General features: G+C 65.5%; 21 protein-coding genes. 10 read left to right on the top strand and 11 right to left on the bottom strand.

Going from position 1 to position 25292, the window contains the following annotated elements; translation table 11 throughout:
* Window positions 1-40: 40 nt before the first annotated feature.
* Window positions 41-469, top strand: coding sequence for a methylated-DNA--[protein]-cysteine S-methyltransferase (locus N6C22_RS06220; protein ID WP_261650203.1), 429 nt, complete (start codon window positions 41-43; stop codon window positions 467-469).
* 16 nt (window positions 470-485) lie between these two features.
* Here the strand turns inward: N6C22_RS06220 and N6C22_RS06215 are convergent, their stop codons facing one another.
* Genes N6C22_RS06215 through N6C22_RS06180 form a run of 8 tightly spaced genes read right to left on the bottom strand, consistent with a single transcriptional unit; the run spans window position 486 to window position 11141 of the window.
* Window positions 486-2480 carry a beta-galactosidase gene (locus N6C22_RS06215; RefSeq protein WP_261650202.1) on the bottom strand — a complete coding sequence of 665 codons (1995 nt, stop codon included), beginning with the start codon at window positions 2478-2480 and terminating at the stop codon, window positions 486-488.
* Window positions 2477-4684 (bottom strand): alpha-galactosidase, encoded by a 2208-nt coding sequence (locus N6C22_RS06210; RefSeq protein ID WP_261650200.1) that lies wholly within the window; start codon window positions 4682-4684, stop codon window positions 2477-2479. The genes N6C22_RS06215 and N6C22_RS06210 overlap by 4 nt, the downstream gene beginning before the upstream one ends.
* Window positions 4681-5502 carry an SDR family NAD(P)-dependent oxidoreductase gene (locus N6C22_RS06205; RefSeq protein ID WP_261650199.1) on the bottom strand — a complete coding sequence of 274 codons (822 nt, stop codon included), beginning with the start codon at window positions 5500-5502 and terminating at the stop codon, window positions 4681-4683. The genes N6C22_RS06210 and N6C22_RS06205 overlap by 4 nt, the downstream gene beginning before the upstream one ends.
* A gap of 1 nt (window position 5503) precedes the next feature.
* Window positions 5504-6652, bottom strand: coding sequence for a galactonate dehydratase (gene dgoD, locus N6C22_RS06200; RefSeq protein ID WP_261650198.1), 1149 nt, complete (start codon window positions 6650-6652; stop codon window positions 5504-5506).
* Window positions 6653-7786, bottom strand: coding sequence for an ABC transporter ATP-binding protein (locus N6C22_RS06195; RefSeq protein WP_261650197.1), 1134 nt, complete (start codon window positions 7784-7786; stop codon window positions 6653-6655).
* Window positions 7787-7788: 2 nt separating this feature from the next.
* Window positions 7789-8736, bottom strand: a complete 948-nt coding sequence (locus N6C22_RS06190; protein ID WP_261650196.1) for a carbohydrate ABC transporter permease — start codon at window positions 8734-8736, stop codon at window positions 7789-7791.
* Window positions 8729-9748 (bottom strand): carbohydrate ABC transporter permease, encoded by a 1020-nt coding sequence (locus N6C22_RS06185; protein WP_261650194.1) that lies wholly within the window; start codon window positions 9746-9748, stop codon window positions 8729-8731. The genes N6C22_RS06190 and N6C22_RS06185 overlap by 8 nt, the downstream gene beginning before the upstream one ends.
* A gap of 16 nt (window positions 9749-9764) precedes the next feature.
* A complete protein-coding gene (locus tag N6C22_RS06180; protein WP_261650192.1) occupies window positions 9765-11141 on the bottom strand; it encodes an ABC transporter substrate-binding protein in 1377 nt (458 codons plus the stop codon).
* 331 nt (window positions 11142-11472) lie between these two features.
* On the opposite strand from N6C22_RS06180, the gene N6C22_RS06175 reads away from it, so the two are divergent.
* Window positions 11473-12219: an IclR family transcriptional regulator gene (locus tag N6C22_RS06175; protein ID WP_261650191.1), complete on the top strand. Its 747-nt coding sequence runs from the start codon at window positions 11473-11475 to the stop codon at window positions 12217-12219.
* Window positions 12220-12820: 601 nt separating this feature from the next.
* The gene (locus tag N6C22_RS06170; protein WP_261650189.1) at window positions 12821-14026 is read left to right on the top strand and encodes a CBS domain-containing protein; all 1206 of its coding nucleotides are present in this window, start codon (window positions 12821-12823) and stop codon (window positions 14024-14026) included.
* A gap of 421 nt (window positions 14027-14447) precedes the next feature.
* On the opposite strand, the gene N6C22_RS06165 is transcribed toward N6C22_RS06170, so the two are convergent.
* Window positions 14448-14876: a hypothetical protein gene (locus tag N6C22_RS06165; protein ID WP_261650187.1), complete on the bottom strand. Its 429-nt coding sequence runs from the start codon at window positions 14874-14876 to the stop codon at window positions 14448-14450.
* Between the two features lie 243 nt (window positions 14877-15119).
* Here N6C22_RS06165 and N6C22_RS06160 point away from each other — a divergent pair, with 243 nt between their 5' ends.
* From N6C22_RS06160 to N6C22_RS06135, 6 genes are all read left to right on the top strand, one after another.
* A complete protein-coding gene (locus N6C22_RS06160) occupies window positions 15120-15308 on the top strand; it encodes a hypothetical protein (protein WP_261650186.1) in 189 nt (62 codons plus the stop codon).
* 89 nt (window positions 15309-15397) lie between these two features.
* Window positions 15398-16306 carry an RIO1 family regulatory kinase/ATPase gene (locus N6C22_RS06155; RefSeq protein WP_261650184.1) on the top strand — a complete coding sequence of 303 codons (909 nt, stop codon included), beginning with the start codon at window positions 15398-15400 and terminating at the stop codon, window positions 16304-16306.
* Window positions 16307-16654: 348 nt separating this feature from the next.
* Complete coding sequence (locus N6C22_RS06150; protein WP_261650183.1) at window positions 16655-17890, top strand: PLP-dependent aspartate aminotransferase family protein; 1236 nt, start codon at window positions 16655-16657, stop codon at window positions 17888-17890.
* Between the two features lie 57 nt (window positions 17891-17947).
* A complete protein-coding gene (locus tag N6C22_RS06145; RefSeq protein ID WP_261650181.1) occupies window positions 17948-19207 on the top strand; it encodes an MFS transporter in 1260 nt (419 codons plus the stop codon).
* A 50-nt stretch (window positions 19208-19257) separates the two neighbouring features.
* Complete coding sequence (locus N6C22_RS06140; protein WP_261650180.1) at window positions 19258-20640, top strand: aryl-sulfate sulfotransferase; 1383 nt, start codon at window positions 19258-19260, stop codon at window positions 20638-20640.
* 130 nt (window positions 20641-20770) lie between these two features.
* Entirely contained in the window at window positions 20771-22432 is a 1662-nt protein-coding gene (locus N6C22_RS06135) for a long-chain-fatty-acid--CoA ligase (protein ID WP_261650178.1), read from the top strand.
* A 39-nt stretch (window positions 22433-22471) separates the two neighbouring features.
* On the opposite strand, the gene N6C22_RS06130 is transcribed toward N6C22_RS06135, so the two are convergent.
* Window positions 22472-23053, bottom strand: coding sequence for a DJ-1/PfpI family protein (locus tag N6C22_RS06130; RefSeq protein ID WP_261650177.1), 582 nt, complete (start codon window positions 23051-23053; stop codon window positions 22472-22474).
* 52 nt (window positions 23054-23105) lie between these two features.
* On the opposite strand from N6C22_RS06130, the gene N6C22_RS06125 reads away from it, so the two are divergent.
* Complete coding sequence (locus N6C22_RS06125) at window positions 23106-24128, top strand: deoxyhypusine synthase (RefSeq protein WP_261650176.1); 1023 nt, start codon at window positions 23106-23108, stop codon at window positions 24126-24128.
* Window positions 24129-24135: 7 nt separating this feature from the next.
* Here the strand turns inward: N6C22_RS06125 and pdhA are convergent, their stop codons facing one another.
* The gene (gene pdhA / locus N6C22_RS06120) at window positions 24136-25239 is read right to left on the bottom strand and encodes a pyruvate dehydrogenase (acetyl-transferring) E1 component subunit alpha (protein ID WP_261650175.1); all 1104 of its coding nucleotides are present in this window, start codon (window positions 25237-25239) and stop codon (window positions 24136-24138) included.
* Window positions 25240-25292 lie beyond the last annotated feature (53 nt).

The following is a 25292-nucleotide window of genomic DNA, read 5'->3' as shown; positions in this document are numbered from 1 at the left end:
GGACAGCAGAGTTAGGTCGCTGGCGCGCCCACCCTCTCGTATGCAGTTGACCGTCCTCGGCGGCTCGTTCGACATCGACGAGACGCTGCTGGACGCCCCGCCGGAGACCGTCCGCCAGCAGGTCGGCGAGTACGGCCGCGGCGAGCGCGAGACGTTCGATTTCGACGTGCGATTCCCCGGCACCTTCACCGGCGACGTGATGCGCGAGATGGCCGCGATTCCCCGCGGCGAGACGCGGACCTACGGCGACCTCGCGGCTGCCCTCGATTCCAGCGCGGTCGCGGTCGGGCAGGCCTGCGGGCGGAATCCCGTTCCAGTCATCGTGCCCTGCCACCGCGTCGTCGGGACGGACTGGCTCGGCGGCTTCTCCGGCGAGACCGAGGGCGACCGCGTCGACCTGAAGCGCCGGCTGCTGGAACACGAGGGCGCGATTCCGGGGCGACAGACGACGCTGACCGACTCGTTCTGACCGAAAAGGGGTTCGCTTACTGCGTTTCGACCGTGAGGTCGCTGGCTGCAGCCTCGACCACGGCCACGTCGTAGCCGCCGATTTCGTCGCTCCCGACGAGGAACGAGGCGTCCTCGGGTGCGTCGATGGCGACCGCGTCGGGCCCGAAGTTCGTGACCCAGGAGTAGCCGTCGCGCTCGGCGACCCGGACCGAGTCGGGCAGGCGGTGGGTGCGGGCGACGCCAGCCGCGTCGAGCACGTCCGAGACGAGTGCGTCGGCGAGGTCCGCCTCGGGCCAGACGCCGCAGAGGGTTACCTGGCCGTCGCCGCGGTCGGTGGTCGTCACTGCCGAATTGCCAGCGGCAGTCCCGCTGGTGAACTCACCCAGGGACTCGGCGTCCTCGGGGACGAGCCACTCGGCCCACGTCCGGTACTCGAAGGACTCGCCCCGGTACTGGAGTTCGGTCGGAACCTGCGATGGAAGGCTCTCGTGCTGGTCGACCGTCGCGCCCGCGAGGTCGGCCAGCGGCCCGGGTGCGGGCGCGTTGTGCAGCTTGTTGTAGGGGTCCTTCAGGCCGGTTCGCGCGCCGAGCAGCAGGTGCCCGCCGGACTCGACGTACTCCGTCAGGTTCCCAGCGAGGTCCTCGTCGACGAGGTGCAGTGCCGGCGCAACCACCGCCTCGTAGCCAGAGAGGTCGGTCTCCGGGTGGACCACGTCGGCCTGCACGCCGTGGCGGCGTGCCGCGGCGTAGTAGGTCCTGATGAACGACCAGTAGTCCCAGTCGGGGCTGTGCGGTTGAATCTCGGTCGCCCAGAGGTTCTCGTAGTCGTGGAGGATGGCGACAGGCGCGTCCACGGGGTCGAGTTCGAACAGCTCCTCGGCGGTCTGGGCGGCATCGTGGTAGCCCCGGTCGGCCGAGCCGTCGGCCTTGCGAAGCCCGGCGTGGTACTGCTCCTGTCCCTGGCGGCAGCGCCGCCAGCGGAAGTAACAGACCGCGTCGGCACCGTGAGCCACCGCGTGGTGCGCCCAGAGCCGCATCGCGCCCTCGCCCGGCTGCGGGGCGTAGGGCGGCCAGTTCACGTCGCCGGGTTGCTGTTCGAGCACCCAGAAGGGTTTCTGTTTGGCACCCCGGTAGATGTCGTGGTTCATGCTCACCTCGTCGGGGTCGCCCGCCCGGAGTTCGGGCACGGTGGCCTCGCCCTGGCGACGGTCCTGGACGAAGCCGGTGGGGTAGGAGTCCCACCCGAGGAAGTCGAGGTCCGGCGCGAGGGAGTAGGCGTCGAGGCTGGCGAAGTCGCCCATGAAGTTGTGGGTGACGAACCAGTCGTCGTTGGCCTCGCGGATGAGATCCGCGTGAATCCGGTTGTACTCGACCACGCTGTCGTTCGCGAACCGGTAGTAGTCCAGCAGGCGCGACGGGTGGCGTTCCGCGGGCGAGGGACGGGGCGGGTCAACCGCCTCGAAGGAGTCGTACTGCTGACTCCAGAAGGTGTTGCCCCAGGAGTCGTTGAGGTCCGCGATGTCGTCGTACTTCCCGCGGAGCCAGTCTCGGAAGGCCGCGGCGCAGTCATCACAGTAACACCGCACCGTCTCGTGGCAGCCGAACTCGTTGTCGGTCTGCCAGCCCGCGACGTGTGGGTTGTCGGCGTATCTCTCCGTGAATTCCCGGACGATGCGCCGCGTCTCCTCCCTATAGGTCTCCGAGTTGAAGCAGGTGAACCGCCGGCTACCCCACTCACGGGTCGTGCCGTCCTCGTCCGCCTGCAGAATCTCGGGATGTTCGTCGACCAGCCACTTCGGGGGCGTGGCGGTCGGGGTGCAGAGCACGGCCTCCATGCCGTGCTCGCCGACGAGTTCGACCGCCTCGTCGAGCCACTCGAAGTCGAACTCGCCGCGTTCTGGCTCGACGCGGCCCCACGAGAACTCCGCCATGCGGACGTACTCGAAGCCGGCGTCGGCCATCTGTTCGATGTCTCGCTCCCAGTTCTCGCTGGGCCAGTGCTCGGGGAAGTAACAGACGCCGATGCTCATGGTTGGGTATCAGAGGTGAATCGCAGTGCGTTCTCGCCGGGCGTGAGGGTGACTCGCGCCACGTCGTCGGTGCCGCCGTCGGATTCTGTGTCGGGTGCACAGCCATCGAGTCGCCAGTTTTCGGGCGTGGCGACCACGGCAGACTGTGACTCCTCCGCATCGAGGAATACCGAGAGCGTCCCATCGTCCCACTCGACGGCCGAGACCTGCGAGGCGAGCCCCGCGAGGTGGTCGGTACCGAGCAGGTGTGGGCGGTCGTGGGCCGGTGTCAGGTGCACCAGCAGACAGCCGTGTGCCGGGACCTCGCGCTCGACAGCCCCGGCGTGAACTTCCTCGCGGAAGGCGTCCCACGCCAGCGAGTCGAGGAGGCCGTACTCGACCGGGTCGACCCGCAGCGTCTGCGGTTCGTCGCTCCAGTTGAAGACGGCCACGGCGCGACCACCGTCGGCGTCCCGCTCCGTGACGATTCGGCTCGGAACCTCGGTCTCACCGAGCCCCTCGACCCGGCCGTCTTCGACCGGCGGGAGGGAGCGCTCGACCAGTTCGCGACCCACGTCTTCTATCTCGGCGACGCGGTCGCTCACGAAGTTCGAGCCGCCGAGCAGTCCGACGATGGCGGCGAAGCTCCGACGCTCCGCCAGCGAGAGATCGGTCGTCTCGCGGACGAGCTGGCAGTCGGGGTCGTTCACCCACCAGCGCCGGTGGGTCCACTGCCGGTTGAGGACGTTGCGAATCGCGTTCTCGTGGGCCGGTTCGCTCGCCGGGGTGTTGGCCCAGTGGGGTGCGGTGTCCGGGCCGACGCGCATCGCGTCGACCAGCCCGACGCTCGGGCCCTGCGGGGCACCACAGCCGAGGATGAACGTCTCGCCACCGACGGCCTCGCGGATGGTCGCCATGCCCTGCCGGTAGGCTTCGGCGCGGGTCGCACCGTCGTCGTACCGGTCGCCGGCGAGGGCGGCCGCGTAGAGGAAGTCGAGTTTCAGGTACGCGAAGCCCCAGTCCTCCACGATGGTCGTGAACGTGTCTTCGAGCCACGACTGCACCTCGGGGTGGGTCGTGTCGAGCCCGTACATGGGGCCGTGACGAGCCCCGGCGTCGACCGGCTCGCCATCCTTGGTAATCAGCCACTCTGGATGCTCTTGAGCGACCTCGGAGTTCGCCTGCACGTAGAATGGAGCGAGCCAGATTCCCGGTTCGTAGCCAGCCGATTCCACGTCCTCCACGAGGCCGGCCATGTCGTCGAATCCTTCGGCGAGGGTCCGCCAGTCGCCGAAGGCGGTCTGGTAGCCGTCGTCCAGCTGGACGAGGTCGAGGGGGACGCCCCACTCCGAGAGCGACTCGACGTTCTCGTGAACTGCCGCCTCGGTGACCTCGGTGAAGTAGTGGTACCACGAGCACCAGCCGGTGGGGACCCGGTCGGGGACACGCGACTCCATCTGCTCTGCGGTCGCGTCCGCGATGGACTCGATGGCGTCGGCCACGTCGGTCGTCGCGTCGATTCGGAGCGTCGGGAGTTCGAGTCGCCGGGGTTCGTGGTCGCCGTCGTGACCTCGAACGACGGCCCCGTCGCCGGGGCACACCGCGTCGATTCCGTGGATTCCCTCTGCGTCGCGGTCCACGTCGAACCGGGTGACGAACCGCGAGTGGTCGAGGAAGCCGAGCGTGCAGTCGGGCGACCCCTCGCCGCCGAGCAGGGCGGTGAGGTAGTTCGAGGTGTCCTCGGGTGCGCCCGGGTCGAGCATCATCGGGACGTTCTCGGCCGGTTCCTCGGGGAACGACTCGTCGACCGGGAGCGTCCCAGTGGGCGTCCACGACTGGTAGCCGTGGCGGTAGACGGACGATTCGGGGCCGTACGCCGGCACGTCGGCGTCGGCCAGAATCCGGAGGTCGCCGAGTTCGGTGTCGCCTTCCAGTCGTACTGAAATCCGCACGTCGACGAAGCCGTCACCAGGAACCAGGTCGACCGTCGTCTCCCAGTCGTCGCCGTGGACGATGCGGGCACCGTCCTCGGAGCCGGGGACCGGGTCGACCGCGGCCCGTGAACCGACTGCTGGGGCGACTGAATCGCCGAGTGCCAGTGACAGCGTGCCGGAGAGCAGTATCGTCGTCCCGTCGGAACCGTCCCGTTCCACGACGAGCCGCCGGACCGCCGGGTCGTAGGTGACGGTCGTCTCGCCACCGGTCACATCCACACCCGGGCTCATTCCGGCCCTCGCTCGCGGCGCTCGCCGTAGTCCGGGAGCATGTCGTCCTGCATCACCTGTGAGCGCCCGCCGTCGACCAGCACCGACTCGCCGGTCATGAAGGCGGCGTCGTCGCTGGCGAGGAAGGCGACCACACCCGCGATGTCCTCGGGTTTCCCCACCCGGCCGACCGGGTGGATGGAGTCGAGGTGCTCGCGGTACTCGGGGTCCATCTCGCCGGTCGTCCGGTCGATGGCGACCCAGCCCGGGTTCACCGTGTTGACCCGGACGTGCGGGCCGAAGTCGAGCGCCATCGCCCGCGTCATACCGTTGATTCCCGCCTTCACCGCGTTGTAGGGGAACATCTCGGGCATGGTGAGGAACGCGTGGTTCGAGGAGACGTTCACGACAGCCCCCTCGTCCATGTACTCGCGGGCGTGCTTGGCACAGAGCCAGTACGACCGGAAGTCTGTCTCCAGGACGAACTCCCAGTCGTCCATGCTCGCCTCGTCGGCCGCCGTGTTGGTCTCGACGCCCGCGTTGTTCACGAGCACGTCGAGGCCGTCGTACTCCTCGGCGGTGGCCTCGACGAGGGCCGCGATGTCGTCGGGGTCGCGCATATCCGCCCGGACGAAGACGGCCTCGCCGCCCTCGTCCCGGATCGCTTCGACGGTCGCCTCGCCGGCCTCGACCGTGCGGCCGGTGACGACGACGTTCGCGCCTTCTTCGGCGAAGCGCTTCGCAATGCCCTCGCCGATACCCCGGGTCGAACCGGTGACGAGGACGGTCTCTCCGGCGAACCTGGCACCGCCATCGGGCAGGGGTACGTCGAACGGCATCTTACCACTCCGCGACGCTGCCGTCCTCGTGACGCCAGACCGGGTTGTGCCAGTCGACGTCGCCGGACTTGGCGCGCACGTGTTGTTCGTCTATCTCGATGCCGAGGCCGGGACCGTCGGGCAGGTCGACGTAACCCTCGTTGTACTCGAAGACCGACGGGTCCGCGAGGTAGTCGAGCACGTCGCTGCCCTCGTTGTAGTGGATGTCGAGGCTCTGCTCCTGGATGAGCGTGTTCGGCGAGCAGGCGTCGACCTGGATACAGGAGGCGAGCGCGATGGGCCCCAGTGGGCAGTGCGGGGCCATCGCCACGTCGTACGCCTCGGCCATGTCGGCGATCTTCTTGACCTCGGTGATGCCACCCGCGTGGCTCACGTCGGGCTGGATTACGTCGACGGCACCCGACTCGAACACCTCCTTGAAGTCCCACCGGGAGAACATGCGCTCTCCCGTCGCGATGGGCGTCGTGGTGTGACAGGCGATCTCGGGCAGGGCGTCGTTGTGCTCGGGCAGGACCGGCTCCTCGATGAAGAACGGGTCGTGCGGTTCGAGCGCCTTCGCCAGCCGCTTCGCCATCGACTTCGAGACGCGGCCGTGGAAGTCGACGCCGATGTCGACCTCCGGACCGACAGCCTCGCGAACCGCCGCGATTCTGGCCACCGCGTCGTCGACTGCGGCCGGGTTGTCCACCCGGCGCATCTCCGCCGTCGCGTTCATCTTCAGCGCGGTGAAGCCCTCGTCGACCTTCTCGGCGGCCGCCTCGGCGACACCTTCGGGCCGGTCGCCGCCGACCCACTGGTAGACACGGACGCGATTGCGCGCCGCGCCGCCCAGCAGTTCGTACACGGGCGCGCCGAACTGCTTGCCCTTGATGTCCCAGAGCGCCTGGTCGATACCCGCGATGGCGGACATGAGGACCGGCCCGCCGCGGTAGAAGCCGCCGCGGTACATCGTCTGCCAGTGGTCCTCGATGGGCGAGGGGTCCTTGCCGAGCAGGTACGTGTCGAGGAGTTCCTCGACCGCGGCCCGGACGGTGTGCGCCCGGCCTTCGACGACCGGCTCACCCCAGCCGACGGTCCCGTCGCTGGTCTCCAGTCGCAGGAACAGCCAGCGCGGCGGTACCTCGTACAGCTCGTAGTCGACGATGCGCATCTACCGACCACCCTCCGGGGCGTACTGCCCCACTTCGACGTCTGTCTCGTCGGTCTTCGTCTTCAGCGCGTCGCCCGTGCGCGGGTCGAACAGGTACAGCGCGTCCTCGTCGAACTCGAGCGTCACCGTCTGGCCCGGACTGGGCCGGAGCGCGCTCGCGATACGTGCCGTCAACTCGATGTCTGCCAGGGTCATGTACAGGAAGTTCTCGTTCCCCATCGGCTCCACGACCGACACCTCGGCGTCGGTCCCCTCCCCGTCGGTGAGTCGGAGGTCCTCCGGGCGGATTCCCACGCGGACCTCGTCGTAGCCGTCGACCCACGAGTCGTCCTCGAGCGTGTGTCTGAACCCACCGGGACCGCGCAGTGTCGACCCGTCCACCTCGGCGGTGAGCAGGTTGATGCTCGGCGACCCGATGAAGTCCGCGACGAACTCGTTCGTGGGCGAGCGATACACCTCCTCGGCGCTCCCGACCTGCTGGAGGACGCCGTCGTTCATGATGGCGATACGGTCGCCCATCGCCATCGCCTCCGTCTGGTCGTGGGTGACGTACACCGTCGTCACGTCGAGGTCGTGCTGGAGCTCCTGCAGTTCGGTCCGCATCTGCGCGCGGAGCTTCGCGTCCAGGTTCGACAGCGGCTCGTCCATCAGGAACACCTCGGGCTCGCGGATGATGGCGCGCCCCAGGGCGACCCGCTGTTGCTGGCCGCCCGACAGCTCCTTCGGCTTCTTGTGTAACAGGTCGGAGATACCGAGCATCTCCGCGACCTGGTCGACCTTCTGCCGGATCTCGGCCGAGGACATCTCACTCGAGAGCTTCAGGCCGAAGCCGATGTTCTGACGGACGTTCATGTGCGGGTAGAGCGCGTAGTTCTGGAACACCATCGCGACGTCGCGGTCGCGGGCGCGCTTCCCACTCACCTCCGTCTCGTCGAAGTAGATCTCGCCGCTGGTCACGTCCTCCAGGCCGGCGATGGTTCGCAGCGTCGTCGTCTTGCCACAGCCGGACGGTCCGACCAGCACGAGGAACTCACCGTCCTGGATGGTGAGGTCCACGTCGTCGACGGCGACGATGGTGCCCTCTTCGTCGTTCTCGAACTCCTTGCGTACCGTATCGATATCTATCGTTGCCATGATTACTCTTTCACCGAACCGGCCAGGATGCCGCTCACGAAGTACTTCTGCAGGAACAGGAACAGCAGGAATATCGGGATGATAGAGAGCCCTGCTGCCACCATGATCTGGTCGTAGTACACGCGCTGTGCGCCGACGAGTCCGCTGATGGCCACCGGGATGGTGTACTTCTCCTGTCCGAGGATGACCAGCGGGAACAGGAACAGGTTCCACTGGAACAGGAACAGGATGATAGAGAGTGCCGCCAGCGAGGATTTCATCGTCGGGAGTGCGATGCGGTAGAACAGCTGGAACTCCGTCGCGCCGTCCATCCGCGCGGACTCGAGCAGCGCGTCCGGGATGGAGCGCATGTTCTGGCGCATCAGGAAGATGCCGAGGGGGTTCGCCGCCCACGGCAGGATGATGGCCCAGTAGGTGTTGGTCATGCCGATGCGCGACATCAGCAGGAACAGCGGGATGACCAGCAACTGGATGGGCAGGATGAGCGTCGCCAGAATGGTGTAGAAGATCGGTTCTTTGTACTTGAACTCGTACTTCGCGAAGGCGAAGCCACCCATCGAGCAGATGACCAGCGACAGCAGCGTGTACACCACGCCGATGAAGACGCTGTTCCCGATGGCACCGAGGAAGCCGAGCTGGAACCCGTCGAAGCCGGGGATGAGCGTCACTCTGACCGGCGTCCCGCCGAGGGTGAACGTCAGGACGAACTCCTTGAGTTTCAGGAAGTATATCTGGCTCGTCCGTTCTTGCAGCGCGGCGAGGTTAGCGAAGAACTCGCCCCCGGGGAGCAGGCTCGGTGCACTGCCCGCCGCGAGGAACGCCTCCTCCTTCAGGGTCGAGGCGACCACGATCCAGTACAGCGGGACGATGGTCACGACGACCGACACGAGCAGGAACAGGTACGTGACGACCTTCCAGGCGAAATCGCGCTGGGCTTCCTTCTCACTCATCGCCATCACCACCTGCCTTGATCTGGACGACCGAAAGTATGCTGACGACGGCGATGAGCACCCACGTCAACGCACTCGCGTAGCCCAGCTGGAACTGTTTGAACGCCATCTGGTAGATGTACTGGACGATAGTCCGCGTGGCCTCCGCCGAGGCCCCGGCCTGGCTCACGATGAGCGGCTCGGAGAACAGCTTGAACGTGCCGATGGTCGAGGTGACGACCACGAACAACAGCACCGGCTTCAGCTGTGGCAGGGTCACGTATCTGAACTTCTCGATGCGGTTCGCGCCGTCTATCTCGGCGGCTTCGTACAGCTGTCGCGGGACGTTCTGCAGGCCCGCGAGCAGGATGATCATGTTGTAGCCGGTCCAGCGCCAGGTGACCGCCCCGACGATGGTCATGCGGGACCAGAAGTCGTTCTGGAACCACGGGATAGGGTCGATGCCGACCGTTCCCAGCATGAAGTTCACCAGCCCGGTCTCCTGCATCAGCAGGACGAACACGGTCGCGTACGCGACCAGGTTCGCCGACACCGGCAGCGCCAGCAGCGTGCGGAACAGCCCGCGCGCCCTGACGAAGGCGGCGTCGAGTGCCACCGCGAGTGCGAGCGCGATGACGATCATCAGCGGGACCTGGACCACCAGGATGAACACCGTGTTGTACATCGCCTGGTGGAACTGCCCGTCCGAAAGCAGTCGCTCGTAGTTCGACAGACCGACGAACTTCAGGTCGGCGATGGCGGTGAGCGTGAACTGGTAGAACCCGAAGTCGAACGTGAGCAACGCGTCCCCACCCACGCTCTGGAACTCGAAGAACGAGAGGTAGAGCGTGTAGACGATGGGGAACGCGAGGAACACGCCGAACAGCACGAAGAAGGGCAGCAGGAAGAAGTAGGGCACTCCCGGGAGCTCCGGCAGCGTCCGCGTGAGCTGCTGGCGGCGCTTCCGGAACGCGTCTACGACGCTTTCCCGGCGAGATGCCTGCCGCTCGTCAACGTTTGTTTCGAATGACATGAAAGGCGGTGCGGCGTTAGGCGAGGTCGCGACCGGTGCGGTCTGCGACCTGCTGTGCGGCCTTCTCGACTGCCTTCGTCGGGCTCACCTTGCCGTCCATCATGTCGCTGAAGTGCGTGTTGATGGCCTTGGTGACCTCGGGCGTGTCGACGGTGTAGCGGTACGACGGGATGTTCGGTGCGACCTCTGCGAACATGCGCCCAGCGCGCTGACCGCCGAGGAACTCGTTCTTCGTGTCGAACTCGTCCGACTCGTAGGCCGGCTTGTAGGCCGGGAAGATGCCGAAGTTCTTGTACATCTTGATCTGCATCTCCTTCGAGGCGAGCGTGTACTGCATGTAGTCCCACGCGCGCCGGGCCTTCGCGTCGCTGACCTGGTCGGCGATGACGAGGTTCGAGCCACCCCAGTTCGTCGCGCGACCGCCACCGGACTCGTACGCCGGGGGCTTCATCACGCGCCAGTTGCCGGACGTGCTCGGGAGTTCGGCCTTGAGGGTGCCCTCCATCCACGCGCCGCCGTTGAGGGAGGCGATGGTCCCGTCACCGAACGCCGAGAACCAGGCGCTCGACCACGAGGCCTTGCTGTCTGCGATGCCGGCGTCCTTGATGGCCTTGAGGTTCTGGGCCACGCGGACGCTGGTGTCGTTGTTGAACGCGACCTTCCCGTCCTTCGTGAACGGCTGGCCGCCGAGCTGGCGGTACTGCATGCGCCAGAGGCCGTCGTAGTCGTTCGACGGGAGGTTGATCATGTACTGACCGTCGGGCAGCTTCTTGCCCTCCTCGATGAACTGGTCCCAGGTCTCGACCGTCGAGAGGTCGACGTCGTGCTCGGCGAGCACGTCCTCGCGGTAGAACGTTCCGACCGGGCCGATGTCCCACGGCATCGCGTACACGCCGCCGTCCTTCGTGAGCGGGCCCCACTTGCCGGAGACGAACTTGCTCTTGACGTCGTCGTCGAGCCACCCGGAGACGTCGCGCAGTCCGCCCGTATCGATCCAGGCGGCGGCGTCGACGCTCTCCATCATCGCCGCGGCGGGCGCACCGGAGCCCGCGAGCAGCTTCGACTTGAACTTGTCTTTCATGTCCGAGCGGCCGATCTGCGTGATGGAGACGTCGCCACCGTTGGCCTCCTCGTAGGGCTCGTCGGTGAGGTCGAGCGACTTGGCTGCAACGTCCCAGCCCCACGCTTCGATGCTGTCTGCCATGGCGGTCTCACCGCCGCCACCGCCGCCGTTGGTGGTGTCGCCACCGCCACCGCCGCCGCCACCGCCGCCGTTGGTGGTGTCGCCACCGCCACCGCCTGTGCTGACACAGCCCGCGAGTGCGAAGAGGCTGGCTGCGCCGGTTCCTTTCAAGACCGTCCGCCTGTCGATGGTGCGTTCCTGACCACTCATGCTGACCACTGTCATACAGCATGAAAAATGGAAACTTAATACTTTTGGTAAAATGTCGAGAGCTAAACTAAGTCCTCGCCGTATTGCGATTATCTACCAATATGTACCGTGAATACACCCACAAGTACCAGATATTTTATTGTTGTGTGGGTTCACCAACAGTGAACGAATCAGTCATCCGGGAGAACCCCGATATCCACGAATACGGGCTATACAGCACCTGATACCACGATATCCGCCAGTCCGTGGAACTCATTCAACATCATTTATCACCGAGTTTCGTTCACCAACCGTGAACGGTTTTATGTAGGGAGGGTGTTTCATGAGACCCATGGGAGAGTATCCGGTGGGTGCAACCGCCACGACGTTCCGCGTCGTCGACGAACTCACGAAGGTCGAACGGGCAGGCGTCACCGAACTCGCCGACAGGCTCGACCTGTCGAAAGGCGGTGTCCACAACCATCTCCGGACGCTTGAGCAGCTAGGATACGTCGTCCGAGAGGACGGCGAGTACCGTCTCGGGTTCCGATTCCTCGACCTCGGTTCTCAGATACGCGCACGTGAGAGACTATATCAGGTCGCCCGCCCCCACGTCGAACGGTTGGCCGAGTCCAGCGGGGAGACGGCGAGCCTCGTCGTCGAGGAGCAGGGCGAAGCCGTCTACGTGTTCAGTGCCGGCTCCGACGTGGACGACCCGATCCGAGACGGCGGCCGGGCCCCCCTGCACGCCTGCGCCGGGGGGAAGGCGCTACTGGCCAACAAGCCGGAGCGAGAGCGCGACGAACTCCTCGGCGACGAACTCGCGCCGCGGACGGAACGCACCACCACTGACCGGGACGAACTCGCCAGCCAGCTCCGGACTGCACGGGACCAGCGGCTGGCGTTCGACCGGGGTGAACTCCGCCCGGACCGCCGGGCCGTGGCCGCGCCGATACTCACCGACGCGGACGTGGTAGTCGGTGCGGTGAGCGTCTCCGGTCCGACCGAACGGATGAGCGGGAAACGCCTCGACGAGGACATGCCGGGCCTGGTCATCAGCTGTGCGAACAGCGTGACCGTCGAATTCGTGTCGAGTTGAGCAGTCCGTTTGCTATTAGTGAATAAGCTGTTTTAGAGGATTTAGAGGCGTTGTAGGACACTTCTGGGGAGCCGGACTTGACTAGGATTCCGGCCAGAAAGCTACTCGGTTCACGATTGGTGAACACAAACCCGCATTCGCGACGAAAGCCACGATGTCACATTTCGCACATATATCCGGTCGAGCATTGCGTTCTCCGGGCAGCAGAACCCCGAGAACTCCGCGCCTCGCTGGTTCCCCACCACGAGGAACGTGTTCTCCGAGGAGTCGAGTCCCTCGGCCCCGACGCGCCACCCGACTCCCGGTGTATCCGGGTCGTTGGTCTCCACCAGAGTCGTCGGTCACTACGCTGCACCTGCACGGTGGTATCGCGACAGTTGCACATTCCCAACCTGTCTCGACCGATGGCCGCCAGCCCGGACCGACCCGCGTCGACCACGTCGTCCATATGGGACACGGCGTTCTGGAACCGCCTCGGGCAGAGACTGGTCGCCCTTCAGCTATTTCTGTTGTCTCTTCGATAGTAATTATCTCTGCAGGAGGACAAAACAAGTAAGGTAGCTATAACCGTCTCGCACCCGTCGGGATAACTAGTTCTAAGATGAATATCTCAGATATCCTTTCAACGAAGTTCACTGAATTCGACATTGGGACACCGCTGTCGAAGGTCGCCGGAGCGTTCGAGAATCAAGAGCTCGATTCGGTCATCGTCACAGACGGTGAGGAGTATCAGGGCGTCGTCAGCCGGCGACAACTGGCCTCGTCGTCGAACCAGCCCTCGGCGAAGGTCGGCTCACAGGTCCAGCACGTCCCGACCGTCGACCGCACCGAGGACGTCCGCGAGGTCGCTCGGCTCATGATCGGGAGCGACGCGAAAACGCTCCCGGTCCTGCGTGACGAACAGATCGTCGGCGTCGTGACTGCCGACGCCGTCCTGCAGGCGGTCCGCCCGTTCCTCGACGCCGTAACGGTCGAGGACGCCTACACGACGAAGCTCATCAGTGCGACTCCCGAGACCACGCTCGGGCAGGCACTCAACACCCTTCGCGAAGCACGTATCGCACACCTTCCAGTCGTCGACGAGGGCGACCTCGTCGGGATGGTGAGTCTGTACGACGTCATCGACTTCACCACCCGCGGCGGCCGGAAGGCCCACGGCGGAACGACGGGGGCCGGCGGTCGCGGGAGCCGGCGCGGTCGAACCGGTGGTGGCGGCGCACGCGGGGGGGATACCGAACGGATGCTCGACCTTCCCGTGCGAAACGTGATGTCCGACACGGTCGCAACGGTCCGACGAAACGCACCGCTCGACGATGTGGTCGAGACGATGTTCGACCAGGAGATCTCCTCGCTGGTCGTCATCGACGACGAGAGCAACGAACCGGTCGGAATCATCACGAAGACCGACGTCATCGAGGCACTCACCTGGGAACGCGACGACCGGCAAGCCGTTCAGGTGTTCGGTCTCGACCTGCTCGATGAGATGGACTACGACGACGTGGCCGCGCTCATCGAGGACATGACGGCGAAGTACGGTAAGATGACCGTCATCAAGGCCAGCATCGAACTCGACGAGCACAAAGAGCAGAGCCGAGGGGTTCCGCTGGTGCTGGCACGGATTCGACTGGTCACCGACCGGGGGTACTTCACCGCCGACGGAGAGGGGTACGGCGCTGCACACGCGCTCCGCATCGCCGCGAACGCCGTCGAGCGACAGCTGTTGAAGGGGAAGACCTACCACGACGGGCGGAAGCGCCGCGACGACGACGAGCGGGAGAAACTGTACGGTTGGTGGCTCGGAGCGTAACGGTCTCGTCCAGCACAGCGGTATCCGGTGGGATTCCCTGCTGTCAGGAACGTGAGAGACGTGGACAGTACCTTCCAGAACAGGTATGCGCTGATACGTGGGCCTAGCGTAGTTACCGACGATGCCAACGTACCGCCACGGAACGAAGTCGTTTATCGACTTCATGAGTGACTATCTTCAGGACCACCCCAAACGCTGTCCGACGTGTGACAACCAGGCCCGTTCCCGGTCGGAATGGCGAGTCGAACGGCGCGACGAGGACGGTCTTCACTTCGTGCACACCTGTCCAGTCTGTGGTACCGAAGAAGACGTATTTCTCGACCTCGCGCCGGAACACGAGCGAACCAGGCAACGATGAGATAGCCCAGGCGTGTGTCCCCGAGCGCTGACCGGCCACACGAATCCGAATCGGGATGTCGTACTATCGCTGTTTCTCCCTCACGTACTCGTCGAGTTGCTCTTCGATGAGCGTCGAGACGCGCTCGCTGTACGTCCAGAGCGCTGCGTTGAGCCGCTCTTCGGCGTCGTCGTCGATACCGTCTGGGCCTCGGAGAACGGAGTCTTTCGTAATCTGTGGATGATACACACAGACGACGCCGAGAGAGGCGCTCGAACTCGACGTGCCAGCCGTGTGTATCCCGTACTGGTCGGTGCCCCAGACACCGTCGCCTCCCTGTCGTTCCAGTGCGGAGTCGATGGCGTCGAGCAGCTGCTGGTCCTCGGGAGCGAGAAGTGGGTCGTCGCCCTCGAACAGTTCGGCGTACGCCTGTGTCCGGGCACTATTCGTCCAGTCGACAAGCTGCGCACGGGCTTCGATGACGAGCTGGCGCTCGTCCGGGAATTCGACCATATCGCTAGTAGGTCGTCTACACGAATCAGCGTTCGTACCAGCCGCCCAGCCGATGGATTCCGAAGAGTTCGGCTGGTGCCCTGAACACCACCCGACGCAGAACGGGGAGGAAGGGAGGTTCGCACGTCACGATAGGCGACTCGCCAGACGGTCTGTAAACACGGTCGCCAGGTCACTACTCCCTGTTCGCAACCGAGCGGTATCCAGCCGTCACGTTATGCTCGCTGCTCGCTAACACTCGGTATGGCGACAATCGTCTATCAGGGGGCAGACGAAATGGTGACGGAACACGTGGATGACGAGGACCTGAACTACCGTGAGGACCACTGGCAGATTCACCAGGGGAACGATAATTACGTCTACGTTCCTCGTGAGCGCGTCTACACGGTGACCATGACAGACCCACACTCGATACTCGACGAGGGCCGATAGGCGGATTTCGTATCGCAAGATACGATTTATCCTATATATCGACGCCGACGCGCGGGGCTTTTACCGCCCGCCCGGCTACACAACCGCATATGGTACAGAACGTCGCCCCCATGATGCCCGACCTCGAAGCCGAGGACTTCTATCTACTCTCGGGCGTCGAGCAGGGGATGCGATTCTCCGAGTGGGTCCAGCGCGAGAAGATCCCGAAGTTCTCGCGGCTCACCATCGAGAACGTCGACTATCGGCTGGACCGCTGTCTCGACCGCGGCCTGCTGGAGCGAAAGACCATCCAGTACGAGGGGTACAAGCTCACCTTCGAGGGGTACGACGCGCTCGCGTTGCACACCTTCGCCGAGCGCGACACCATCCAGGGCTTCGGTTCCTCCCTCGGCGTCGGCAAGGAGTCCGACGTGTTCGAGGTGCAGTCGTACAAACCGCTGGCGCTGAAGTACCACCGCGAGGGCTTCACCAACTTCCGCGAGGTGATGAAAGAGCGGGACTACACCAGCGACCGCGACCACGTCTCCTGGCTCTACACCGCGCGCAAGGCGGCCGAACGCGAGTACGAACGACTCGAAGAGCTCTATCCCGATGTCTCGGTCCCCCGTCCCATCGACCAGAACCGCCACGCCATCGTGATGGAGAAGATGGACGGAGTCGAGCTCTCGCGCGCGAAACTAGAATCGGAACAGGTCGTCGGTGTCCTCGACCTCGTGGTCCGGGAGATGGCGACCGCCTATCGAGAGGGGTTCGTCCATGCGGACATGAGCGAGTACAACGTCTTCGTCTCGGAGTCGGGGGTCACGGTGTTCGACTGGCCCCAGGCCGTCCCGACCGACCACGACAACGCCGACGAGTTCCTCGAGCGCGACCTGCGCAACATCGTCGGCTACTTCCGGCGTAAGTATCCCCAGGAGGTGCCCGACGTCGACGTGCCCGCCGTCGCCGACGCCATCACCGCCGGCGAGTTCGAGTCGGTCCGCCAGCACAGCGACTGAGCGCCCCGCTTCTGCCGTTTCGTGTCGCCAGCACCGGAAGCGATGCGACCGCGCTGCGGCCTGTATAAACCAGTATATGCGATATCAAATCACCGTCTCGTGGGAGACCAACGCCACAGCAAGCTCTGGGCCGGAGCGACCGGTGTACCGGCGCGTAAAGGCCCGCGAACCCGGGGCCGAGCCCGTCACCAGCGACGAGGGAACCACCAAAACTGACAGCCGATGAACACACGTGGTGCGAGCATAGACACCACATAACAGGCCAGATACGCCCGAATAATAAACCAAATCGCGAAAATTACTAACAGATGAAAAGTTATTAGGCAAAACTGACCGTCATCGTCAACCATGAACGACGGGGAGCACCCAGGCCGTTTCGAGACGCTTGCAGTCAGCCACGGTGAGGAGCCCACACCCGGCGAACCCCAGGTCGGGGACGTGGTCTCGCCCATCCACCTCGCGTCCACCTTCGCGCTGCCGGGGCTCGACACGAGCATGAGCCTCGAAGACATCGACCCGGACAACGGCGAGTTCGTCTACTCGCGGCTGTCCAACCCCACGCGCCACGCGCTCGAGAAGCGTCTCGGGGCGCTCGAAGGTGGGAAGCACGCTTTCGCGTTCTCCTCCGGGACGGCCGCCATCGCCTCGGTCGTCATGTCGGTCGTCCGCCCCGGCGACCACATCGTCGCCTTCGACGACCTGTACGCGGGCACCCGCCGGATGTTCGAGGACCTCTTCACCTCGCGCCTGAACGTGGACGTCTCCTTCGTCGACGCCACCGAGACCGCGAACGTCGCCGACGCCATCACCGACGACACCACGATGGTCTGGATGGAGACGCCGACCAACCCGCGGATGAAGATGTGCGACATCGGGGCCATCGCGGAGCTGGCCGACGACGCGGACGCGGTGTTCGGCGTCGACAACACCTTCATGAGCCCGTACTTCCAGAGCCCGCTCGACCTCGGGGCCGACGTGGTCGCCCACAGCACCACGAAGTACCTCAACGGCCACTCGGACTCCGTGGGCGGTGCGGTCATCATGAACGACGACGAACTCGCCGACCAGCTCACCTTCATCCAGCAGATCGGCCTCGGTGACATGCTCTCCCCGTTCGACAGCTACCTCCTCATGCGCGGCATCAAGACGCTCCCCCTGCGCATGCGCCAGCACGAGGCGAACGCGACGGTCATCGCGGAGTACCTCGAGGACCACGACCTCGTCGAGAGCGTGTTCTACCCCGGCCTCGAGAGCCACCCGCAACACGACCTCGCGAGCGAGCAGATGCACGGCTACGGTGGCGTCCTGAGCTTCGAACTGGCGGGAGACATCACCGACGCGAAGGCGTTCCTCGAGTCCCTGGAGGAGTTCACGCTCGCGGTCTCACTCGGGGGCGTCGAGTCCCTCATCGAGCTTCCCGCAGGCATGACCCACGAACCGCTCCCGAAGGAAGAGCGTGAGGCCCTCGGCATCACCGACACGCTGGTCCGCGTCTCCGTCGGTATCGAGCACATCGACGACCTCATCGCCGACCTCGACCGCGGCTTCGACGTGCTCGCGGACCGGGTCGCCGTGACGGCCTGAGCCGAACCACAGCCGGAACCGGAACCGACTTGTTTCGGACTGCCGGAGCCTCGGGCAGTGACCGACGACTCTCGCTTCTACGCGCTCTATCTCACCCGTTTCGCGACCGGGTTCGGCCTCGTCACCCTGTCGACGCTGCTGCCGTTCTACATCAACATCTTCGACCCGTCGGGGCTGGTCGTCGGACTGTTCATCTCGGGGTTCACCATCGCCCAGACGGTCGCGGTCGTCCCCCTCGCATGGGCCGGCGACCGCTACGACAAGCGCGACGTGTTGCTGTTCAGTCTGGTGGTCAGCCTCGTGGCCTACCTCGGGTTCGCGGCCATCTCGATCTTCGACGGCGCGAGCCTGGAGTTCATCCTCGTCCGGGGGATACAGGGCATCGCCGTCACCGGGTCGGGCCTCATGTCGCTCTCGATGGTCGGTGAACTCGCCGCCCACGACGAGCGTGCGAACTACATCGGGAAGGCGAACGCCTGGCGCTTCGCGGCCGCCATCCTCGGCGGTATCTCGGCGGGCCTCCTCTACGAACAGTTCGGGTTCACGCCAATCTACGCCCTCATCGTGGCGCTGATGGCCATCGCGACCGTCGGCGTCTGGTTCAGTCTCGAGCCCGACGACACCCGTATCGAGGGGTTCCCGTTCTCCGACCTCGCGCTCAACGACCGCATCCTCACCCTGACCGGCTTCCGAGCCCAGTACGCCGTCGCGGTGACCCTCGTCCGGACGTGGGTCCCCATCTACGCCGGGGTCGCGGCGGCACAGGGTGGCCTCGGCTACACCGAAGCCGGTCTCGCCGTGGCCGTCGTCCTCACCTCCGAGAAGCTGACGAACATGCTGCTCCAGCCCTACACCGGCACGCTCTCGGACCGGTTCGGCCGGTCGCTGTTCGTCCTCGTCGGCGGGACGATGTACGCGGTCGTCGCGGTGCTGGTTCCGTTCTCACCCGCGGTGGGCGCGGCACTGAATCTGCCCGCCGTGTATCCCATCGTGGGCGAACTCTCGGCGGCGTTCCCGGTCCTCGTCGGGCTGAACATGCTACTGGGCATCGCCGACTCCTTCCGCGAACCGGCGAGCATGGCGCTGTTCGCCGACGAGGGCACCGACGGCGCGGGGGTGGCGTCGAGCTTCGGCGTGCGCGAACTCGTCTGGCGGCCGGGCAGCGTCGGCGCGCCGATGCTCGGTGGCTTCCTCATGACCCAGGTCGGCATGCAGTGGGTGTTCTTCGTCGGCGGGGCCTCGGCGTTCACGGGCGTGCTCACCTTCTTCGGCTCCCTCTGGTACACCCAGGGTGCCGGGGCCATCACGGAGTGGTGAACGATGCGGGCTTCGTAAGATACACTTAACCGCTTCCCTGAATGGCGCTCGTGCGACAACTCCCCGCCATAGACTCCCGGATTCTCCGTGCCCTCGTGGTCGTCCTCGTCCTCGCGCTCTTCGCCCCGGCGGTGGTCAGTGCGGTCACGTTCGACCCCGCCGACCAGCCCTCGCTCCAGCGCGGAACGGTGACCAGCACTGCCGGCGACACGACCGTCGTGAGCGTCCAGGGATTCACCTTCCGCGGCTCGACGAACGACAAGAAGCCCGCCCGTCTCGTGGCCGCCGGTGAACGCGGCCTCACGGAGTGGGTACACAACAGCAGCGCAGGCAAGGACGCGTGGTTCTTCGACGTGGACCCGCTCCCGAACGGGAACCTGCTCGTCGTCTCACCCCGGGGCGGTGAGACGCTCATCTACGAGTTGAACCCGGAGACCCGCGAACGCGTCTGGGAGCGCCGCTTCCCGTTCGAGGACACCCACGACGCCGACATGCTGAGCGAGGACGAACTCGTCATCTCGCACATGCGCGCGTGGGACGGCGAGAACGGGACGAGCGCCGACGAGATCGTCGTCTACAACCTGACGACCGACGAGGTGACCTGGCGGTGGCAGTACCGGGACCACTTCCCCGCGGACACCGACGGCGGGATGAACGCGGACTGGTCCCACAGCAACGACGTCGACGCCCTCGGTGACGGGCGACTGCTGCTCTCGCCGCGGAACTTCGACCAGGCGGTCATCGTCGACATGGAGACGAAGAACATCACGAATCGCCTCGGCGAGGACGGCGACCACTCTATCCTGAACGAACAGCACAACCCCGACTACATGGTCAGCGACGACGGGACCCCGACGATGCTGGTGGCCGACTCGGGCAACAACCGCGTCGTCGAGTACGCCTACGAGGACGGCGAGTGGGTCCGCACCTGGATGGTCGGCCAGAACACGCTCAACTGGCCACGTGACGCCGACCGGCTCCCGAACGGGAACACCCTCATCACGGACACGCTCAACCACCGCATCCTGGAGGTCACGCCCAAGGGAGAGGTCGTCTGGGAGTACTACGCGACGTGGGGACCGTACGACGCCGAGCGACTCGGGACCGGCGACGAATCCGTCCAGGAGGGGCCGACCATCCGCGATATGAACGCGAGCGGCACCTACCCCATCACGGGCAGCGCGAACCTCGTCGCGGGTGGCGGCGACAGTGTCCCCTTCCGGACCTCGGTGCAGGCCGCCTTCGCGGGCACGCCGCTGTCGGGGTACGCGACCGAGTTCGCCACGATGTGGGGCCACTACGCGCCGTGGATCAGCCCCATCTGGATGACCGGCTGGGAGATGTTCTTCTGCATCCTCGGCGCGTTCTTGCTCGTCGGGTGGATGACGTCCGAGGTCTCACTCGCCACATATCGAATCGCCGTCAGTCGCTAGGGAGCGACCGGCCCGCCTGTTCAGTCACGGTGGGTTCGGGACAGGGAGGCACCGCGTCGAAGAGGCACAATACCGGCGGACATTGTAACCATCAATCATACATAATTGGAAGTCGCCCGTAGCGCCAGCCATGCGAAAACCGTTACTCGTTACCGACTTCCTCGACCGCGCCCGGCGACAGTACGGCGACAAGGAGGCCGTCGTCGGGACAGACGGCCGACGCTTCACCTACGACGAACTCGGCGACCGTGTCGACCGGCTCGCCGCGGCGCTCCAGGCGCGGGGCATCGAGAAAGGCGACCGCGTCGCCGTCCTCGACCCGAACACCCACTACCACCTCGAAGCGGCCTACGCGACGATGCAACTCGGCGGCGTCCACACCCCGCTGAACTACCGGCTCACACCGGACGACTTCGCGTACATCCTCGAAGACGCTGGTGTGAAAGCGGTCGTCGCGGACTACGAGTACGCCGAGAAGATCGAGGCTGTCCGCGATGAGGTCCCCACCGAGATATTCATCTGCAACGACGCGGACGCGGTGGAAGGCGTCTCGGCGGGCGGCGCGGGCGGCGATTCGGCGGACTCGTCCGCCGGCGAGTGGGAGGACTTCGATGCCGTCCTCGACGGGGCAGACGGCGAGTACGACCGCCCCGAGATGGACGAGGACGAAGTCGTCACCATCAACTACACGTCCGGGACGACCGGCGACCCCAAGGGCGTGATGCGGACCCACCGGAACGAGACGCTGCACGCCTACCTCATCGCCATCCATCAGGACATCGTCGACGACGACGTCTACCTCTGGACGCTCCCGATGTTCCACGTCAACGGCTGGGGGCACATCTACGCCATCACCGGGATGGGTGCGAAACACGTCTGCACCCGCGGTGTCGAGCCCGAGGCGGTCTTCGACGCCATCCAGACCGAGGACGTCTCGTACTTCTGTGGCGCACCCACGGTGCTCAACATCCTCTCGAACTACTACGACGAACACCAGCCAGCCGTCACCGGCGACAACGAGGTCCGCGTCGCCACGGCCGGTGCGGCCCCGCCGGAGGCGACCCTCCGGCTCGTCGAGAACGAGTTCGGCTGGTACCTCAAACACGTCTACGGCGCGACCGAGACCGGGCCGCTCATCACCACCTCGGACTCGCGCCGGTTCTTCGACGACGATGACGACGCGCGGTTCGCGGTGAAGAAGCGCCAGGGACTGGGCTTCCTCGGGACCGAGATTCGCGTCGTGAACGAGGACGGCGAGGACGTGCCCCACGACGACACGACCGTCGGCGAGGTCGTCGTCCGCGGGAACCAGGTGATGGAGGGCTACTGGAACAAGCCCGAGGCGACCGAGGAGGCGTTCTCGGAGCGTCTGGAGGGCTACTACCACATGGGCGACCTCGCGACCGTCGACGAGAACGGGATAATCGCCATCCGCGACCGCAAGAAGGACATCATCATCTCCGGCGGTGAGAACATCTCCAGCATCGAACTGGAGGACACGCTGTTCGACCACCCGGCCGTCGCCGACGTGGCGGTCATTCCCTCCCCCAGCGAGCAGTGGGGCGAGACGCCGAAGGCGTTCGTCGTCCCCGAGAACGGCGACGTGCAGGACCCGGGCGTCGAACCCGAGGAGCTCACTGCGTTCACCCGCGAACGACTCGCGAGCTACAAGATCGTCCGCCGGTTCGAGTTCGTGAAACAGCTCCCGACCACGGCGACCGGGAAGGTCCAGAAGTACGAGCTCCGTGAGCGAGAGTGGGACGACGAGGAGGACATGGTCGGGCAGGGGTGACCTGACCGCCGACACGCCGGCCCAGCCCCGACCGCCGCTCTACACCCGCGGCTGGTACTCCATCTCGTCCGCGACCGCTTCGCCGATGCCGTCCTCGCAGTGCATTCTGACGAGGTAGAACGCGAGGTCCAGTCCCGACGTCACGCCGCCCGCGGTCAGCACGTCGCCGTCGTCGACGATACGGTCGTCTTTGACGTTCGCGAACACGCCGAGGTCCTCCTTCGCGCTGTGGTGGGTCGTCGCCGGGCGGTTGTTGAGGAGGCCTGCCGCGGCGAGCAACATCGCGCCGGTGCAGACGCTGGCGATGGTCGTCTCCTCGTGTCGTTCGGCGAGCGCGTCAGGAATCGTCCCGGCCTCGAACTCCCGTCGCGCGCCGGGTTCGTCCGGGTCGGTGTTCCAACCGCCACCGGGAACCAGCACGAGGTCGGCCTCGTACTCGTCGAGTTTGCCGTCGGGTGCGACCGTCAGCCCGTGACTGGCGGTGACCGTCGACACCGGGTCGACCGTCCGCAGGGAGGCTTCCATCTCCCCGCCGAGCGCGCCGGCGGTCTGGAACACTTCGAACGGGCCGATGGCGTCGAGTTCGTCGAAGCCGTCGTACAGCAAGATAGCGACTCGCATACCTCCGCCTAAGAGTGTAAGCCTCTTATCGGTCCGGTTCGAGTATGCCCACATGAGCGACGACGACACCAAGAACAACGTCATCCCGGGCTCCGAGGAGGAGCTCGACACACCCGACGTTCGCGGCTACGACTACTCGGGCGAGTTCGACCTCGGCGAACTCCTCGAAGCCTACGCGACCACCGGCTTCCAGGCGACCCACCTCGCCGAGGCCGTCGATATCGTGAAACGGATGCGGGACGAGGGCGCGACCATCTACCTCACCTACACCTCGAACATCGTCTCCTCGGGGCTTCGCGAGACCGTCGCCTACCTCTGCCGCGAGGACCTCATCGACGTGATGATCACGACCTCCGGCTCCATCACCGAGGACGTCATCAAGACCGAGAAGCCGTTCAAGATGGGCGAGTGGGACGTCGACGAGGCCGCGATGCGCGAACGCGGCATCAACCGGCTCGGGAACATCTTCGTCCCGTCGGACCGCTACGTCTGGCTGGAGGAGTACCTCAACGACTTCTTCGAGGACTTCTTCGCCGAGAAGAAGGTCCGCACGCCGGTCGAGTTCTCGCGCGAACTCGGGAAGACACTGGACGACGAGGACTCCATCCTGAAGAACGCCGCCGACAACGACATCCCCATCTTCTGTCCGGCGCTCACCGACGCCGAGGTCGGCAACTTCCTCTACTACTACAAGCAGGGCTACGACTCGGACATCGGCATCGAGATCCTCCAGGACTACGACGACCTCATCGAGGAGGGCCTGCTCGCGAACAAGACCGGCCTCATCGTCCTTGGTGGGGGCATCCCGAAGCACCACGCCATCATGACGAACCTGTTCCGCGGCGGCGCGGACTACGCGGTGTACGTCTCGACCGGTGTCGAAGGCGACGGCTCGCTCTCGGGTGCGCCGCCGGACGAGGCCGTCTCGTGGGGGAAGATCAAGGAGGAGGTCACGAACCACGTGGAGGTCAAGGCCGAGGCGACGCTGGTGACGCCGCTGCTCGTCGCGGAAGCCTTCCAGCGGTACGAGCCCAAGGTCGAAGAAGAAGCCGAAGCGGTCGCGGACGACGACTGAGTCCGCTTCAGTCCTCCAGCAACGCGTCGTCACCGAACTCTTCTCTGAGCGATTCGAGGTACGCCTGCTGCTCGCGGAGCTTCTTCGGCTGTTGTGCGTAGACGTGTTCGAAGATATGGCGCGGGTCGGTCGTCGCCGCCTCGGCCTGCTCGACCGCCTCGTTCAGCCGGTCCTCGATGTCCTGTTCGATGGCGTCGACGTCCTCCTGGTCGAGCCGCCCGGTCTCGAGCATGAACCGCTCGAACCGCGGGACCGGGTCCATCTGCCGCCACTTCTCGGTGCGTTCCTCGTCGCGGTAGACCCCGGGGTCGTCGGAGGTCGAGTGTGCGCCGAGGCGGTACTGGAACGCCTCGATGAGCGTCGGTGCGGGCTCGTCGCCGGGGTTCTTCGCCTTCTGGACCGCGTCGCGGGTGACCTCGTAGACGGCGATGGGGTCCATCCCGTCGACGCGGACGCCCTCGAAGCCGTAGGCGACGGCCTTCTGGGCGATAGTCGCGCTCTTGGTCTGTTTCTCGCGTGGCACCGAGATGGCCCACTGGTTGTTGTTACAGAAGAAGACGACCGGGGCGTCGAACACGCCCGCGAAGTTCAGCCCCTCGTGGAAGTCTCCCTCGGAGGTCGCGCCATCGCCGAAGTGGACGAGCGCAGCCCGATTGTCTCCCTTGAGCTTCGCGCCCCAGGCGAGGCCGGTCGCGAGGGGTATCTGCGTCGCGATGGGGTTCGTGACCGTGAACACGTTCCGCTCGCGGAGGGCGGCGTTGCCCGCCTCCGACCCCATCCAGTACTCGAGGTTCTTCGACATCGAGACGCCGCGGGCGAGCATCGCCCCGTTCTCCCGGTAGCTCGGGAACAGCCAGTCCTCGTCGTCGAGGGCGTGGACGCTCGCGACCTGTGCACCCTCCTGCCCGTAGATGGGCGGGTAGGTGCCCATCCGGCCCTGTCGCTGGAGCGCGACGGCCTTCCGGTCGAAGCGCCGGGCCAGCTTCAGGTCCTCGTACAGTGCCAGGAGCGTGTCGTCGGAGAGCGACACCGACGCCCCATCGACGACCGAACCGTCGCGGTCGATGACGCGATGCAGGTCGTCGGGTTGGTCCGAGACGAGTTGAGACATGGAACTGGTTCGAACGAGGGCCGATTCCGCGATAAAGATGACGACAGATTGCG

This window comes from Haloarchaeobius sp. HME9146 (genome assembly GCF_025399835.1).
GTDB lineage: Archaea > Halobacteriota > Halobacteria > Halobacteriales > Natrialbaceae > Haloarchaeobius.
Note: the sequence above shows the minus strand (reverse complement) of the source record. Positions and strands in the feature narration are given on the sequence as shown.